Origin of the sequence: Melissococcus plutonius ATCC 35311 (assembly GCF_000270185.1) — a bacterium.
GTDB classification, from domain to species: Bacteria; Bacillota; Bacilli; order Lactobacillales; family Enterococcaceae; genus Melissococcus; species Melissococcus plutonius.
Genome location: NC_015516.1, coordinates 1819631 through 1835570, shown reverse-complemented (window position 1 = coordinate 1835570; position 15940 = coordinate 1819631). Strand labels below are relative to the sequence as shown.

Here is a 15940-nt window from a genome sequence, read left to right as displayed (position 1 = left end):
ATTTAAAGAAGAAAGTTAGATGTATATCTAACTTTCTTCTTTTTTAATTAAAAAGAAGAAAGTTGATAAAATAACAATATAAATTTTAATCAAATCTCTACTATTAATTGATAATTTTCAGTAAATTATTGAAAAAAGCTTACGAAAAAAATTTTTTATGCTACTATACTATTCGTTATTTAAATTTAAGGAGGAATTTTGTATGCCGACGAATAAAAAAGAAGGTATCATTTTTACAATAACCATGTGTGCTTTAATGGTTTTTTTCATGAGTCTTTATAATGAAATTTTACATAATGGTATCCAATCACATCTTTTGATCAATACTTGTATCGGTTTTATACCAGGATTTATTGTTGCCTTGTTACTTGATATATTTTTAGTTGGACCTAATGCGAAAAAAGTAGCATTCAAATTGCCAATCAATAAAGAAAAGCAATTACATAAAATTTTTGCTATTCCTGGCTGCATGGTTTGTGGAATGGTTTTATGTATGTCTGTATTTGGTATGGTTATGCAACATAATTTTTCAGATCACATATTAATGCAGTATTTTAAAACAGTTTTAACAAATGCAATTTGTGCTTTTCCTCTACAATTTTTCATTGTTGGACCTATTTCACGTAATATTTTAAAGACTATTCAAGCAAAATCAATTGCTTAATAGATGATTATAAATGGTAAATAATTAATAATATATGTTAAAATCAGTTATGCTGTTATGATTTTAATTATATTATGATTTTTAATCACTTGTTCAATAAAGGTGCCTTGTGTAATAAACAAGGCACCTTTATTATTTTTTATTCATAAATTACTATAAATATTTAGAATTTTCTCTATATTAGTCGGTCAAATTTTTCATTTAGTTATTTTTTCTTTTTAAAAAATGTTATAATAGAAAAAATAATAGGCAGAGAGGAGCTAAATAATTGAATAAAGATAAAGAAGAAATGTTAATACAATTAACCTATGCTAGAGGAATTGCTGGCAATGAAGATGAAGTACGTGAGTTATTTAAAAATTATGCAAATCCTTATGCAGATGAAATAGTATATGATGGATTAGGTAGTATTATTGCTAAACATGAAGGGGATACAACAGGACCTAAAATCTTTATTTCTGGACATTTAGATGAAGTTGGGTTTATGGTAACGAGAGTCACAGATAGTGGTTTTATTAAATTTCAGCCAATTGGTGGTTGGTGGGGACAAGTTATGCTAGCTCAGCAGGTCGAAATCAAAACAGGTCAGGGAAAAATTTTTCATGGTGTTATCGGGTCAAAACCTCCTCATATCTTATCTCCAAAATCTCGGAATGAGCCTTATAAAATTGAAGATATGTTTATTGATATAGGTGCTTCTACAAATGATGAAGTAATGGCTTGGGGAATTCGACCTGGAGATATGATTACACCATATATTGAATATCGTCGAATGAATGGTACAAAATTTTTGTTGGCAAAAGCTTGGGATAATCGAATTGGTACTGCTGTGTCACTTGAAGTTTTAAAAAATTTAGCTAAAACTGGACATCCGAATATTTTATTTGCAGGTAGTGATGTTCAGGAAGAAGTTGGCCTACGTGGTGCACAAACAAGTACACATCTAATTAATCCAGACTTAGCTTTTGCACTAGATACAGGAACAGCAGGGGATACACCTGGAATCAAGCCAGAAGAGGCAGATTCAAAACTTGGTAAGGGACCTCAGATTATCATTTATGATGCAAGTATGGTTCCTCATAAAAAACTTAGAGACTTTGTAATTAGTATAGCAGAAGAAAAACAGATTCCTTTCCAATATACAACAATTTCTGGTGGTGGAACAGATGCTGGCAAAATGCATTTAACCAAAGATGGAATTCCATCTCTTGCCATTACGATTCCAACACGTTATTTACATTCACATACTTCAATGATCCATGAAGATGATTATTTAAATACAGTTAAGTTGGTAACAGAAGTGATTAAGCAATTAGATAAAAAAACTGTCAATAATTTAAAAAGTTATTAAAAAATATCTTGTATAGGAATAGGAGTGGAAGAAATGAAAAGTGCTATCTCAAATTCACAACACCGTAAACAAGCACGAGAATTTCTACAAAATCAATGGGGAATGATGGCTTGGATAACATTTTTGAGTTTTTTTATTCCTGGATGTATTGGGTTTTTGATTAATCAATTATTTATAAGATCTTTTGGAAGCAGTATTATAAACATTTTATGTGGGCTATTTATCTTTTTTGCCATTACTTATGGTACCTATTTTTGTGCTCTACAGGTAATTAAGGGAAAAAGGGTTATGCCCAATATGTTGATGGCTGTTTTTGATAAGAAGTTTTATGGTCCTCTATTTCTAATAAATTTAATTCAGTTTTTTGTTGAAAAGCTTCTTTCTTTAATTACATTATTGCCTGTTTTTTTAATCCTAGGTAGTAATGCTTATTTTGCTTTTATTATGTTTAATCGACCACAAATTGAAAAAGTTCCAACACATTTTCCTAACTACACAAACATGGCTTTGCTTGTTATTTTTATCCTCTTATATCTAGTAATACTAATTTGTATTAGTATCTTTATAAAAGGTATTTTTCAATTTTCTGTATGGTTAAAATTTGATGATATGACGGCTAATATCAATGAAATATTCAAAAATGCTTTATATCTAATGAAAGGACGTTTTTGGCAATATGTTTGGTTGCAATTTTCCTTTGTTGGTTGGTATATTGTTGGTTTTTTAACCATTGGGATTGGTCTTTTATGGATAGTTCCCTATCATAACGTGGCTATTAGTAGCTTTTATAAAACAGCTCGTGAAGAAAAAGGACAAGCAGTTGCCTAAAAATGCTTTACTTTATAACTTATAATGAATTATAAATATTGAAAAATATAGAGAAAAACAGAACAAAATTCAGCTATTCCAATCTTACCATTTGATAAGAAAATAGCTAATTTGTATTTATTCTAGATCGTTTATCGATTATAATAATAACAATCAAGGAAGGTGATAAAATGAAACTAACTGTCTTGGGTTGTCTTGGTGCTTATCCTTACAATAATGAGGGAACAAGCTCTTATTTATTAGAGTCTGAGAATTTTCATTTATTAATCGATGCAGGCAGTGCTACACTAATCAATTTAGAAAATCATTTAAATCCTTTAACCTTAGATGCTGCAATCCTTTCCCATTACCATTATGATCATATTGCAGATATAGGTGTACTTAAATATTATAGACAACTTTATCCTGCAATGAACCCAACACCAGTTTTGCCTATTTATGGTCATACGGAAGATCAAAATCATTTTGAAGAACTGACAATGGAAGGTGTCACACAAGCTATCCCGTATTTTGAAGCTGAAGAATTAAAATTAGGACCATTTTTGATCACTTTCATGAGAACAATCCATCCAGCACCTTGTTATGCTATGCGGATTGTTGAAGAAAAAACTGGAAAAATTTTAGTTTATACTGGTGACTCTGGTTATATGAATGAATTTGTTGAATTTGCTCAAAATGCAGATGTTTTTCTAGTAGATACATATTTATTTGCTGGAAATGAGCATCATCAAGCACACATGACTTCGAAAGAAGCTGGGGAATTAGCAATGGCGGCTAGTGTAAAAAAATTAGTCTTAACCCATTTACCACAACAAGGTTCCTTAAAAGAATTAAAAGAACAAGCAGAACTAGCAGCAGATTATGTACTCCCTGTTCTGGTTGCAAAAAGAAATCTTGTTTTAGAGATAGAATAAATTATAAATAAAGAAGGAAGTATTTAGAGAATGATTTTTGTACCAAATGATAAGCATGATCCTAGAGTTAATTTAGCAATAGAAACCTATCTATTAAGAGAAAAGGAAATCAATGAACCTATTCTCCTTTTTTATATTAATGAACCTTCTATTATTATTGGTAGAAATCAAAATACAATTGAAGAAATTAACCAATCTTATGTTGAAGAAAGCGGTATTCATGTTGTTCGCAGATTAAGTGGTGGTGGTGCCGTTTATCATGATTATGGAAATTTAAATTTTAGTTTTATCCTCCCTGATGATGGCCATTCATTTAGAGATTTCGCAAAATTAACACAACCAGTCATTGATTCCTTACATGATATGGGGATCTCAAAAGCTAAATTAAAAGGAAGAAATGATCTAGTGATTGATGATAAAAAATTTTCTGGCAATGCAATGTATGCAACACAGGGAAGAATGTTTGCACATGGAACACTTTTGTTTGATAGTGACATCGATGAAGTCGTCAATACGCTAAAAGTTCGTAAGGATAAAATTGAATCAAAAGGCATTAAATCTATCCGATCGCGTGTAACAAATATAAAACCTTTTTTACCAAAAGAAAAACAGACAATGACAATTGAAGAGTTTAAACAAGAAATTTTATTAAAAATTTTTGGTGTGAAAGCCATTGAACAAGTTAAAACATATGACTTAACTGAAAAAGATTGGCAACGAATCAATGAAATAGCTGATCAATATTATCGTAATTGGAACTGGAATTATGGAAAGTCACCTGCTTTTAATTTAGAGCGCCATCAGCGCTTTCCAGTTGGTTCTATTGATGTACGTTTGAATATTGTTGAAGGTTTTATTAATGATGTAAAAATTTATGGTGATTTCTTTGGCTTAGGAGATATTCAAGATGTTGAGAAAATTTTGACAGGCATCCAGTATAAGAAAGAAGTAATAGAAACTATAGTAGATAAGATTGATATTGGAAAATATTTTGGTGCACTTGAAAAGGAAACCTTTGTACAATTATTATATTAATTGCTTTTATTGTATAATAAAGAGCAGATTCTTTATAAGGAATCTGCTCTTTATTTAAAAATACATAAATTACAGAATGAAGATGGAAAGGAATCCAGTTGAATCTATTATGCAAAATGAAATGATGCACCGACCAATAGTAAAACCTGAATTGCTTAATTTTATGCGAACAAAACAAAAACCATTAATGGGTGAAATAGGAAAAATTGAAGAAGAGGCACATAAAGATGGGATTCCGATTATTCCACATGAAACAGTTGTATTCTTGCAATTTTTTTTAAAACAACTAAAACCTAAAAATATTTTAGAAGTTGGTACAGCTATTGGTTTTTCTTCTAGTTTAATGGCACAATTGATTGAAAAAAACGGGCACGTAACAACAATTGATCGGTATGATCTAATGATAAAAAAAGCACAACAGACATATAAACGTTTAGGTTTAACTGAAAAAATCACCTTATTAGAAGGACAAGCAGCTGAGATTTTACCAACACTCACAGAAACCTATGATTTTATTTTTATGGACAGTGCCAAAGCAAAATATATTGAATTTTTACCTGAGTGTTTACGTTTATTACCTATAGGTGGCATTTTAATGGTTGATGATATATTTCAAGGTGGGACAATTTTAGAAACGAAGGATAAAATTTCACGTGGCAATCGAGCAATTCATAGCAATTTAAACAGATTTTTAGAGGTTGTCATGCATCATCCAGGTTTAACATCAACGCTACTTCCTTTAGGTGATGGTTTAATTTTAATAACGAAAGACAAAGAAAGCATCCAAATAAGCGAAAAAGATAATAATGAAAAATAAAGAGCATTGAATAGCATTTTATCGACCTTTTTTAATCATAAGTAGAAGAATACCTACTAATCTTAATAATAAAAAATGCTGTATTTTTTTTACGAATTATTCTTTAATAAAAGAACAGCAATAGGAATTTTATTTTAATTGATAATATAATCGTGTTTTTCTCAATTAAATGAGATAAATAGTAAGTATAAGACTATTTATTTATAATAATTCTATTGACGAAGTTGTTTTAAACTGCTACTCTAAACATATAAAAGATTTAATTTATAGGAGGAATTATCGATGAATATGATTAATACAAAATTACTTGATTTTAAATGTGATGCCTATAAGGATGGCGAATTTATTGAAGTTTCAACAAAGGATGTTTTAGGAAAATGGGGAATTTTCTTCTTTTATCCAGCTGATTTTTCATTTGTTTGTCCAACAGAATTAGGCGATATGCAAGATCACTACGACCACCTAAAAGAATTAAATTGTGAAATTTACTCAGTATCAGAAGACAGCCATTTTGTACATAAAGCATGGGCAGATGCAACTGATACAATTGGTAAAATTAAATATACAATGCTTGCTGATCCAATTGGCAAATTGGGTCGCTTTTTCGGTGTACTAAATGAGAATTTAGGTCAGACTTACCGTGCAACTTTCATTGTTAGCCCAGAAGGTGAAATTAAATCTTATGAGATCAATGACATGGGCGTTGGCCGAAATGCAGATGAATTAATCCGTAAATTAGAGGCTTCTCAATTTGTAGCAGAACATGGAGATCAAGTTTGCCCAGCAAAATGGAAACCAGGTGAAGAAACAATTGCACCAAGTTTAGATTTAGTAGGTAAAATTTAATTCATTGAGATTTTTACATGAACATCATTGATTTCTCAAATAAGAATAAATCTTAAATAAAAATTCATAATATAAGAATCAATGACAGGTAACATACTTAGTCAGTTAATTAAATAAAATAAAATTGAGTGTAGGATCATTTGTTCGAATCCTGCACTCTTTCAATATAGGAGGGACAACAAATGAGTCAAGAAGAAATTTATGATGTTATTGTAATTGGTGGTGGTTCGGCTGCTTTGTCTGCTGGTATTTATGCGGGCCGTGCAATGTTAGATACTCTAATTATCGAAAAAGATAAAATTGGTGGACAGGCAATAACAACATCAGAAATTGTCAATTATCCAGCGATTCGTTCAACTACTGGGCCAAAGTTAATGGAAGATATGTATGAGCAGGCCTTAGACTTTGGTGTTGAATTTACTAATGATGAAATCATCGATGTTGATTTTAATCAACCAATTAAAATTATCAAATCAATGAACAAAACCTATCAGGCTTATGCAGTTATTATTGCAACAGGTGCTTCACATCGTCAGATTGGTTTTCCCGGTGAAAAAGAATTTGTTGGGAGAGGAATTGCTTATTGTTCTACTTGTGATGGCGAATTTTTCCAAGGACTAGATATTTTTGTTATTGGTGGTGGCTTTGCAGCGGCAGAAGAAGCTGTTTATCTTACTCGTTATGGAAAATCAGTAACAATGATTATTCGTGAACCTGATTTTACCTGTGCAAAATTAACGGCAGAAGCAGCAAAACAACACCCCAATATTAAAATTGTTTATAATACAGAGGTCAAGGAAGTTACAGGAAAAGATTTTGTGCAAAAAGCAGTTTTTATTAATAATCTAACGGGCGAAGAAACTACCTATGAAGCGCCAGAAAACAGTACGTTTGGTATGTTTGTCTTTGCAGGAAGTCAACCAAATACTAAAATATTTGAAGATAAGATTGTTTTAGATAGAGGTTATATACCAACTAATGAAAATATGGAAACCAATATTGCTGGTATTTATGCAGCAGGTGATCTACGCATTAAAGAATTACGTCAAATTGTTACGTCTGTAGCAGATGGTGCCATTGCTGCAACAAATGCACAGAAGTATGTAACAAATGAAAAAAATCGTCAAAACTTACCGCTTATCAATGAAAGATTGGAACAACGTTTGGCTAATCGATCAAAAGAATTAGAAAATGAACAAACAACAAATTCAACAAACGTTGAATCTGTTAAGACAACAAGTAAACATAGTTGGTTCCCGGAAGAAATGCAAAAACAATTAAGCACTATTTTTAATAAATTAACAAAAAAAGTTACTTTATGTCAATTTATAGATGAAAAAGAAGAAAAATCCTTAGAATTAAATGCATTTTTAACAGAATTTGCTGCCATGAATGACAAGATTGTATTAAAATCTATCATCAAGGATACGGATAAGAAGTTAGAAGCAAGTTATCATGTTGATAAAATGCCATGTGTAGTGATTTTGGATGATGCAAATCAGTATACGGGAATTAAATTTAGTGGAATTCCAAGTGGTCATGAAGTAAATTCACTTGTTCTAGCTGTTTATAATATTGGTAGTGAAGGTCAATCTGTACCAATTGAATTACAAGAAAAAATTGCAGAGTTACCTAAGAAAAAAATACAAATTTTTGTTTCTTTGAGTTGCCATTTCTGTCCAGATGTTGTAGCGATCTGTCAACGGATTGCTTCAATCAATCATCAAGTTGAAGCTGAGATGATTGATACAGCTCTTTTCCCAGAATTAAAACAAGAAAAGAAAATTATGAGTGTACCAGCTATGGTAATTGATGATGAAGAAATTATCTTCGGTTCAAAGAACATGGAAGAAATTGTAGAAATTTTAACGAAGAATGTTTTGGCTGGTAGTTAAAAGAATTAATTTATTGATTTTTTTGAGATATTAATGATTATGTCCATTAATTATTAATAGTTTAGATAGCTGGGCCGATTAGTTGCATTTCCAATTATAAAATATTATCTCTTATGAAGTTTGACTACTAAAGTTAGAATTTTTACATTAAATTTTAACAATCAAGCTATTCAGTAATAACAAATACCTAATTTTATAATCCTTAGAGATATAGATGAATTAACTCTTATCTCTAAGGATATTTTCATATTTATCATTTTTAAATCCATCAATTATTTTCTGGAGGATTCATTTTATTGTAATTAGTTGTTTTAGTGGTGTTATGCCAAAATTTTTCTCTTGATAAAGTAAAATTTTAGCACAGGCTCGACTATCGTCCAAAGCATTATGATGATTTAATGGAATATTGAGTGCACGGCAAATAGTATCTAACTTATGATTAGGCAATTCTCGAAAAAATTTTCGACTAGTTTTTACCGTACATAAAGATAAATAATTTGGTTGTGGAAGTTTATAATAATTTAAACAACTGGCTAATACATTGCAATCAAAAGCTGCATTGTGGGCAACAATTAATTGATTCAGTTGGAAAAATAATTGTATTCCTTGCCAAATTTCTGGAAATTTTGGTGCATCGGTTACATCTTCTGGATGAATGCCATGAATTTGAATATTTTTCCAGAAGAATTGAGTTTCAGGTTGAATGAGTGTGTAATATTCATCAACGATTCGACTATTTTCGACCTTTACTAAAGCCAGTGAACAAGCACTATGCCTTTCATGACTAGCTGTTTCAAAATCCATTGCTATGAAATTCATAAAGATTCCTCGCTTATATCATATCTATGAGTGACTACTAAAAATAAGATTAGAATAAAAAATCAATCAATTTTTAAACTATAGATGTTTTAATTTTTATGTAATATTATTAATAATACTATATAATTATAATAAATAAATAGTTATTTTCTATGACTCATTCATTAATTAAAAAAAATTTAAAATTAACCAAGTAGAAAATTGATTAATTTTAAATAAAATTTTTTATTAAGGTTATTGTATAAGTAATTAATAAAAGCAATTGATTTTATTAATTATATTATCTTTGCTTCTATAAGTCGATTGTATAAAAACAGAATTTATTTTATTTGTAAGATAAATCAAGTTCAACACCAACGGGACAATGATCACTGCCTGTAATTTCAGTATAAATAGTCGCTTCTTTTAAAGTGGGTTTTAAATTATCTGAAACAATAAAATAATCAATGCGCCAACCAGCATTATTCTTTCTGGCATTAAATCGATAACTCCACCAAGAATAGACACCTTCTTTGTCTGGATAAAAATAACGATAGGTATCAATAAAACCATTATCGAGTAATTTAGTCATTTTTTCTCTTTCTTCAGGTGAAAAACCTGCACTGTGCTGATTGGTTCGCCAATTTTTTAAATCAATTGGTTGATGAGCAACATTCAGATCACCACATAGGATCACTTGTTTTTTTGATTTTAATTTAATTAAATAGTCACGAAAAGCGTTTTCCCATGTCATACGATAAGCAAGTCTTTTTAATTCCGGTTGTGAATTTGGTGTATAGCAATTGACCAAGTAAAAGTTTGGATATTCTAAAGTAAGTAGACGCCCTTCCTGATCATGTTCTTCCATATTGAGACCATAATAAACTTTTTGGGCGGCTTCTTTAGCAAAAACGGCAACACCAGAATAGCCTTTTTTTATCGCATAATCCCAATATTGATGATAACCAGGTAATTCTAAATCAATTTGCCCATCTTGTAATTTAGTTTCTTGAACACAAAAAAAGTCGGCATCTAATTCATTAAAGACGTATATAAAGTTTTTTTTAACAATTGCACGAAGACCATTGACATTCCAAGAGATACATTTCATTATAGATAAACTCCTTTTAAATCTGTAATATAATTTATTTTAATGCTTTTTAGATAAATATGAAATAAAAAATTAATACTGGTGAAATAAAAACAATAAAAGGTCGTTATTTTGAAAATGTGTCAATTGTTTTATGCTAATTAATTTTAAATCATTAAAACCAAATTTACCTATATATAACTAGCAAGTTTTTACCGACCATGCTAGAATAAAAAGATGTTTAGAAGGAAAGGGATACTATTATGAATAAAGAAGAGATAACCAAGCAATTAAATGGGATTACCCTACTTTTTGATGAACCATTAATGAATGTTACATTTACAAAAACAGGTGGACCTGCAGATATTTTGGCATTACCTAAAACGCAAGATGAAGTACAACGACTCATTAAGTATTGCCGCACACAAAATTTGTCATGGACTGTCTTAGGCAATGCGAGTAATTTGATTGTTCGAGATGGTGGCATTCGTGGTATGGTTATTATTTTAACAGAAATGAATGAAATACATATAAACAATGATAAACTGATTGTAGATGCAGGCGCTAAATTAATTGATGCCACCTATGCAGCTTTAGAACACCAATTGACAGGTTTTGAATTTGCTTGTGGAATTCCTGGTAGTATTGGTGGTGCTGTGTATATGAATGCAGGTGCTTATGATGGTGAAATCCAAAATATTTTTGAATCGGCAAGGTTTATGATGGCTGATGGCAGTATAAAAAATATTTCAAAGGAAGAGATGAATTTTTCTTATCGTCATAGTCGTATGCAAGAAATACATGGCATTATTCTGCAAGCAACATTTGCTCTAAGAAAAGGAAATCATCAAAAAATAGAGCAACGAATGGAAGAGTTAACTGAACTTCGTCAATTAAAACAGCCACTAGAATACCCATCTTGTGGTAGTGTATTTAAGCGACCAACCGGCTATTTTACTGGAAAATTAATTCAGGAAGCAGGTCTTCAGGGATTAAAATGGGGAGGTGCCCAAATTTCTGAAAAGCATGCTGGTTTTATTGTGAATATTAATAATGCTACAGCAACAGACTATTTAGAACTAATTGAACATATTCAGTCTGTCATTCAGAAAAAATTTGATGTTTCTTTGCAAACCGAAGTTCAAATTATTGGAGAAAAGACCAAGGATTAATAATTTGTTCTGATAAATAAATGATTTATTTTAATCAAATTAAGCACTATAGAATGATTGACCCATTAATACAAATCAATCTAGGAGAGCATTGATAATTAGACAACTAGAATAAATTCTAAATAAAATCATCCTATTAAAAATAAAAAATTAGGAGAGAATAAGTTTTATTACAAGCACAAACTAGGTATAAATAATCTATTTATGATTAAGTATTATTGATTAATTTTTTTAAAATAACTGAATCTATTTATATTATGAGTAGTTACTACTCATAATATATCCAGGTGTATTAGATTTTATTTTTTCTTTTATTCATTAACCTTAATAGTTACTTGTGTTATTTTTTAAATCTTCAATTTCGATCACCTTAAAATTCTTGTGTTCTAAATTTTCAACAATCGTTGCGCAGGTTTCTTCTGTTATTTCTGATGGTAGAGTAATTAAAATTCTTCTTACAACTTCATCGGTTTGATTATCCAAAGTAATGCATCTGGAAATATCGCTATAGCGAGAAATAATTTTTGTAATGGTAGCTAGATGCCCTTGTGTACCGGGAGAGGCAATCGTTAAAACATAACTACCTTGTTCAATATTCCAAGATTGAGCTAAGAGATTAAGCAATTTATTATGAGTTAAAATACCATAAAAATGATTATTTTCATCTAAAACGGCAATATAAGGTAATTCCTTTATAGTAAAGAAAACTTTAAAAAAGGACGTATTTGTAAAAATAAATTTTGTTGCATTTTTTAATAAATAGGTAACAGGCAAGTCCATTGAACCACCATTTGCTTTATGACGATAAATATGCATTTTATAAATATTTCCACGAAATATTTGACCTGATTCATCTAAAATTGGCACACAACGATAACCTGAATCTTCAAGAATTTTTAAAGCCTCTTCTAATGTACAAGATTCATTAACAATTGTTAGGTCTTTCTTTTTATTAATAACAGACTTTACTAGCATATTTTTTCCTCCAATTAGATTTGTTAACAACTTTATCATATCATAGATTCATTGAAAACTATAGTTTGTTCTATGACTTATTGACATAATTTTAAATTAATGATACTGTTAATTAGTAAGTCTTTGGTAAGGAGGTCGAAGAACATATGGGTGTAAAAAAAGCAGCACTTGCTTGTTCTGTTTGTGGCTCCAGAAATTATTCCAAGTCAATTAGTGAAGGAAACCGTAATGAACGACTAACAATTAAGAAGTTCTGTAAATATTGTCAAAAACATACATTACATAAAGAGACAAAATAAAGGAGGCATTTACAGTGAAATTCTTACGTAATGTTTATCAAGAAATGAAAAAGGTTGCCTGGCCTTCAAAAAAACAATTACGAAAAGATACATTGATTGTAATTGAAACATCTGTAATTTTTGCTGTATTTTTCTTTGTAGTGGACACAGCAATTCAAACGGTCTTTGGTTGGATTCTAGGTTAGTTTTTGTTGGTAATTTATAAATGGTAATGATATAATAACAAAGAGAAAAACTTCGGGCAATCTGAGGTTTTTTATTTTGTTGAAGAATAAACAGAAATAACATTAAGGGAGTATATTAATAGTATGGAAACTTTTGAAAAAAATTGGTATGTATTACATACTTATTCTGGATATGAAAATAAGGTAAAAGCAAATATTGAATCACGTGCACAAAGTATGGGGATGGATGACTATATTTTTCGAGTAGTTGTTCCTGAAGAAACCGAAAAAGAAATTAAAAATGGTAAAGAAAAGGAAACAATTCACAAAACATTTCCTGGATATGTTTTAATTGAAATGGTTATGACAGATGATTCTTGGTATATTGTTCGTAATACACCAGGTGTAACAGGATTTGTTGGTTCTCATGGAGCAGGAAGTAAACCGGCACCACTTTTAACCGAAGAAATTAATCATATTTTACGTTCGATCGGTATGAGTACACATCAAAGTGATTTAAAGGTAGCTGTTGGTGATATGGTTCAGATTATTGAGGGAGCTTTTTCTGGATTAGAAGGAGAAGTAACTGAAGTAGAAGAAGAAAAACAAAAACTAAAAGTTAATATTAATATGTTTGGTCGAGAAACAAGCACTGAGCTAGACTTTGAACAAATAGATGAAATTGATTAGCATTAACAATCAGTAATTAAATCAGGCTTCATTAAAAGAAATGCATGCTTACAATTTTGTCATTACTCAATTAGTTGCTCCTTTATATTTTTTATATTATTTTAAATGTTTATCTTACTTTTAATGAGATAAGCTTTTATCAATAGCACAATAACAGGTTAATTGAATAAAAGAATGCTATTTTTAAATAGAAGAAAAGAATAGTAAATATTTATATAGTATGAATAACCTGTAAACTTAGAAAGAATATACCGTTTAATTTATTTTGTAAAAATATTTAATTATAGACAATTTGCTGCTTTATTTATAATGTCAAAAGACTGCAAGTAAAATGAATAGTCTGGTTTAATTTACTTGCTAGTAGATAAAAAATTTCTGCTTTTTAGTTGCTTTGAAATTTCTACGGTTATCGTTGCTTGTTAAATAAACTAAAATGGAGAATGATTATGAAAGATGAAAATTATCATAGTGTATTTGATGTTATTAGTCCAGGAACTGGTATTAAAAGTAATCCAAATACCGCCAAATTTATTCAAATTGGTAAAATTGCACGTGCAATTTTAGCTAGTCAACCAGATACAATTGATGTGTATTTATATGAATCTATGGCTAATATTACCTACCAGACAACAAGTAGAAATTTTGCTCTAATTGGTGGTATATTGGCAATCGATTTAAATGATTCCGGGATAGATAATACTTTGAAGGCTGCTTATGAAAAGGGAGTAGAAGTATTATTTATCCAAAAGGATAAGCATAAGGAAGATCATACACTTACTACAACTAATAATTCATGGTTGAAAATTAGTAAAATGGATCAAAATTTAACAATTAAAGGTAAATTGGGAGAAATTGAAAATGTTCAATTGGTTATTTCAAAACAAAAACAAGGAATAGAATTGACACTTCCTCTAGAACATGCTACTACATCAATTATTTATCAAGGTGAAATTAATGAAACAAATCAATTACAAAAATTGTTAACTGGGAAAAAAATAAATAAAAAAGAATTACCATTAAGTCATTTGATCGATGATAAACAAGCGATTATGATCGTTAAAACAAACGAATTGGATAAACAACAAATAGAAAAAATTCGGGCGCTAACATTTGTTAAACAGGTGCTATCTTTTGATTAAAATAGTTGGCCAAAAAATTAATAGCAAATTATATACCTTTAAGTTTACTTCCTTTTTATAGATTGAATTGATTGATTTCAAAGAATTAAGATAACACTCTAAATTTTCTTATTTTGTTATTTAAATGTGAAGCAATTTTTAAATCGAATATAAGCAACTTTAGATTATCTTCAAAAATTTTATACAAGTTTTTAGTTCAGTAAAATTTATTTTACTGAATATTTTTATTTGTTCCTTTTTATAATAATGGTTATTTAATAACTAATTATTAAATTTAACAAAAAATAAAAGATAGAAAGAATGAATTGTTGTGCGAAAATTAGTCGTTTTCCTGATTTCTTTATGTATTATCATTAGTTGTGTGGGTTGTAGTAAAAATGAATATGACAAAAATACAGCCAAGTTACCTAAACATTCTACAGCAATTGAACATTCTGCTCCTCTCTATAAACAAAAATCCATACCTACTTTGTTTATTCATGGATATGCGGGTGGAAAATCTTCTTTTGGACATATGATTCAGCGGATTGAAAAAACAGGTGCTGCAAAACAGGCGCTAACTTTAACTATCGATGATGATGGTAGTATTCATAGTCAGGGGAATTGGAAAGAAAAAAATAATCCGATGATTCAGGTATTATTTTCTAATAATAAAAGTCATGAATGGAATCAAGCTGAGTGGATTCATCAAATACTTGTTTACCTAGAAAAAAATGATCAAGTTAGGGAAGTAAATATTGTTGGTCACTCGATGGGTGGAGTCAGTACTTTACGTTACCTCGGGAACTATGGAAAAGATCAAAATTTACCAAAGATAGGTAAATTTATTGCAATTGCTGCGCCTTTTAATGAATTTATCGAGTCCAAACAATCACTAAAAAATTTATTACAGAATGGACCGAATGAACAATCACCAAGATATTTAGATTACATATCTATGAAAGAAAATTATCCTCAAACAATGCAGGTTGATTTACTAGCTGATCAATTGAGCCGGAAAGAGTTAACAGATGGCCGGGTACCTTTATCTAGTAGTTTAGCTGTTTTTTCATTGCTAAGAAATCAAGGTATAACTATCAAACAGCACGTTTACAAAGGAAAACAAACGCAACATAGTCAACTTCATGAGAACCCAAAAATAGATCAGGAAATCATTGATTTCCTATGGAGATAGCAAAAAAGTCTTGCAAATTTTTCCTTGTTTGTTAGAATAATCTATGTATGCATAAAACATTTTTGTTTTAGACTATACTATAAAGGTGG

Annotated in this window: 17 protein-coding genes; 14 read left to right on the top strand and 3 right to left on the bottom strand. The window is 29.8% G+C overall.

Annotated elements, in window-relative coordinates:
- The first annotated feature begins 202 nt into the window (after positions 1-202).
- The 8 genes from MPTP_RS07975 to MPTP_RS07940 all read left to right on the top strand — a co-directional run bounded on the left by MPTP_RS07975 (position 203) and on the right by MPTP_RS07940 (position 8350).
- A complete protein-coding gene (locus MPTP_RS07975; protein WP_013774637.1) occupies positions 203-664 on the top strand; it encodes a DUF2798 domain-containing protein in 462 nt (153 codons plus the stop codon).
- A 289-nt stretch (positions 665-953) separates the two neighbouring features.
- Entirely contained in the window at positions 954-2015 is a 1062-nt protein-coding gene (locus MPTP_RS07970; RefSeq protein ID WP_127468774.1) for a M42 family metallopeptidase, read from the top strand.
- Positions 2016-2048: 33 nt separating this feature from the next.
- Positions 2049-2843 carry a DUF975 family protein gene (locus tag MPTP_RS07965; RefSeq protein ID WP_013774635.1) on the top strand — a complete coding sequence of 265 codons (795 nt, stop codon included), beginning with the start codon at positions 2049-2051 and terminating at the stop codon, positions 2841-2843.
- Between the two features lie 170 nt (positions 2844-3013).
- Positions 3014-3757: an MBL fold metallo-hydrolase gene (locus tag MPTP_RS07960; protein ID WP_013774634.1), complete on the top strand. Its 744-nt coding sequence runs from the start codon at positions 3014-3016 to the stop codon at positions 3755-3757.
- A 30-nt stretch (positions 3758-3787) separates the two neighbouring features.
- A complete protein-coding gene (locus MPTP_RS07955; RefSeq protein ID WP_013774633.1) occupies positions 3788-4792 on the top strand; it encodes a lipoate--protein ligase in 1005 nt (334 codons plus the stop codon).
- A 109-nt stretch (positions 4793-4901) separates the two neighbouring features.
- Positions 4902-5609: an O-methyltransferase gene (locus MPTP_RS07950; RefSeq protein ID WP_041363587.1), complete on the top strand. Its 708-nt coding sequence runs from the start codon at positions 4902-4904 to the stop codon at positions 5607-5609.
- 282 nt (positions 5610-5891) lie between these two features.
- The gene (gene ahpC / locus MPTP_RS07945; protein ID WP_013774631.1) at positions 5892-6455 is read left to right on the top strand and encodes an alkyl hydroperoxide reductase subunit C; all 564 of its coding nucleotides are present in this window, start codon (positions 5892-5894) and stop codon (positions 6453-6455) included.
- 182 nt (positions 6456-6637) lie between these two features.
- Positions 6638-8350, top strand: a complete 1713-nt coding sequence (locus MPTP_RS07940; RefSeq protein ID WP_013774630.1) for an FAD-dependent oxidoreductase — start codon at positions 6638-6640, stop codon at positions 8348-8350.
- A 288-nt stretch (positions 8351-8638) separates the two neighbouring features.
- Here MPTP_RS07940 and MPTP_RS07935 read toward each other — a convergent pair whose 3' ends face one another.
- Both MPTP_RS07935 and MPTP_RS07930 read right to left on the bottom strand, forming a co-directional pair.
- A complete protein-coding gene (locus tag MPTP_RS07935) occupies positions 8639-9169 on the bottom strand; it encodes a 3'-5' exonuclease (RefSeq protein WP_013774629.1) in 531 nt (176 codons plus the stop codon).
- A gap of 325 nt (positions 9170-9494) precedes the next feature.
- Positions 9495-10259, bottom strand: coding sequence for an exodeoxyribonuclease III (locus MPTP_RS07930; protein ID WP_013774628.1), 765 nt, complete (start codon positions 10257-10259; stop codon positions 9495-9497).
- Positions 10260-10501: 242 nt separating this feature from the next.
- Between MPTP_RS07930 and murB the strand changes: the two genes are divergently transcribed.
- Complete coding sequence (gene murB, locus MPTP_RS07925; RefSeq protein ID WP_013774627.1) at positions 10502-11410, top strand: UDP-N-acetylmuramate dehydrogenase; 909 nt, start codon at positions 10502-10504, stop codon at positions 11408-11410.
- 324 nt (positions 11411-11734) lie between these two features.
- Here the strand turns inward: murB and cbpA are convergent, their stop codons facing one another.
- A complete protein-coding gene (cbpA, locus tag MPTP_RS07920) occupies positions 11735-12385 on the bottom strand; it encodes a cyclic di-AMP binding protein CbpA (protein ID WP_013774626.1) in 651 nt (216 codons plus the stop codon).
- Between the two features lie 146 nt (positions 12386-12531).
- Here cbpA and rpmG point away from each other — a divergent pair, with 146 nt between their 5' ends.
- The 5 genes from rpmG to MPTP_RS07895 all read left to right on the top strand — a co-directional run bounded on the left by rpmG (position 12532) and on the right by MPTP_RS07895 (position 15851).
- Entirely contained in the window at positions 12532-12684 is a 153-nt protein-coding gene (gene rpmG, locus MPTP_RS07915; protein ID WP_013774625.1) for a 50S ribosomal protein L33, read from the top strand.
- 14 nt (positions 12685-12698) lie between these two features.
- A complete protein-coding gene (gene secE / locus MPTP_RS07910; RefSeq protein ID WP_013774624.1) occupies positions 12699-12869 on the top strand; it encodes a preprotein translocase subunit SecE in 171 nt (56 codons plus the stop codon).
- Between the two features lie 123 nt (positions 12870-12992).
- A complete protein-coding gene (gene nusG, locus MPTP_RS07905; RefSeq protein WP_013774623.1) occupies positions 12993-13538 on the top strand; it encodes a transcription termination/antitermination protein NusG in 546 nt (181 codons plus the stop codon).
- Positions 13539-13984: 446 nt separating this feature from the next.
- A complete protein-coding gene (locus MPTP_RS07900) occupies positions 13985-14677 on the top strand; it encodes a serine dehydratase (RefSeq protein ID WP_013774622.1) in 693 nt (230 codons plus the stop codon).
- A gap of 310 nt (positions 14678-14987) precedes the next feature.
- Positions 14988-15851 carry an alpha/beta fold hydrolase gene (locus MPTP_RS07895; RefSeq protein WP_041363494.1) on the top strand — a complete coding sequence of 288 codons (864 nt, stop codon included), beginning with the start codon at positions 14988-14990 and terminating at the stop codon, positions 15849-15851.
- The last annotated feature ends 89 nt before the right edge of the window (positions 15852-15940 follow it).

Bases quoted from the DNA above. Each gene is read 5' to 3' on its own strand.
- MPTP_RS07975 (WP_013774637.1), top strand. From the start codon at position 203: ATGCCGACGAATAAAAAAGAAGGTATCATTTTTACAATAACCATGTGT.
- MPTP_RS07970 (WP_127468774.1), top strand. From the start codon at position 954: ATGTTAATACAATTAACCTATGCTAGAGGAATTGCTGGCAATGAAGAT.
- MPTP_RS07965 (WP_013774635.1), top strand. From the start codon at position 2,049: ATGAAAAGTGCTATCTCAAATTCACAACACCGTAAACAAGCACGAGAA.
- MPTP_RS07960 (WP_013774634.1), top strand. From the start codon at position 3,014: ATGAAACTAACTGTCTTGGGTTGTCTTGGTGCTTATCCTTACAATAAT.
- MPTP_RS07955 (WP_013774633.1), top strand. From the start codon at position 3,788: ATGATTTTTGTACCAAATGATAAGCATGATCCTAGAGTTAATTTAGCA.
- MPTP_RS07950 (WP_041363587.1), top strand. From the start codon at position 4,902: ATGCAAAATGAAATGATGCACCGACCAATAGTAAAACCTGAATTGCTT.
- ahpC (WP_013774631.1), top strand. From the start codon at position 5,892: ATGAATATGATTAATACAAAATTACTTGATTTTAAATGTGATGCCTAT.
- MPTP_RS07940 (WP_013774630.1), top strand. From the start codon at position 6,638: ATGAGTCAAGAAGAAATTTATGATGTTATTGTAATTGGTGGTGGTTCG.
- MPTP_RS07935 (WP_013774629.1), bottom strand. From the start codon at position 9,169: ATGAATTTCATAGCAATGGATTTTGAAACAGCTAGTCATGAAAGGCAT.
- MPTP_RS07930 (WP_013774628.1), bottom strand. From the start codon at position 10,259: ATGAAATGTATCTCTTGGAATGTCAATGGTCTTCGTGCAATTGTTAAA.
- murB (WP_013774627.1), top strand. From the start codon at position 10,502: ATGAATAAAGAAGAGATAACCAAGCAATTAAATGGGATTACCCTACTT.
- cbpA (WP_013774626.1), bottom strand. From the start codon at position 12,385: ATGCTAGTAAAGTCTGTTATTAATAAAAAGAAAGACCTAACAATTGTT.
- rpmG (WP_013774625.1), top strand. From the start codon at position 12,532: ATGGGTGTAAAAAAAGCAGCACTTGCTTGTTCTGTTTGTGGCTCCAGA.
- nusG (WP_013774623.1), top strand. From the start codon at position 12,993: ATGGAAACTTTTGAAAAAAATTGGTATGTATTACATACTTATTCTGGA.
- MPTP_RS07900 (WP_013774622.1), top strand. From the start codon at position 13,985: ATGAAAGATGAAAATTATCATAGTGTATTTGATGTTATTAGTCCAGGA.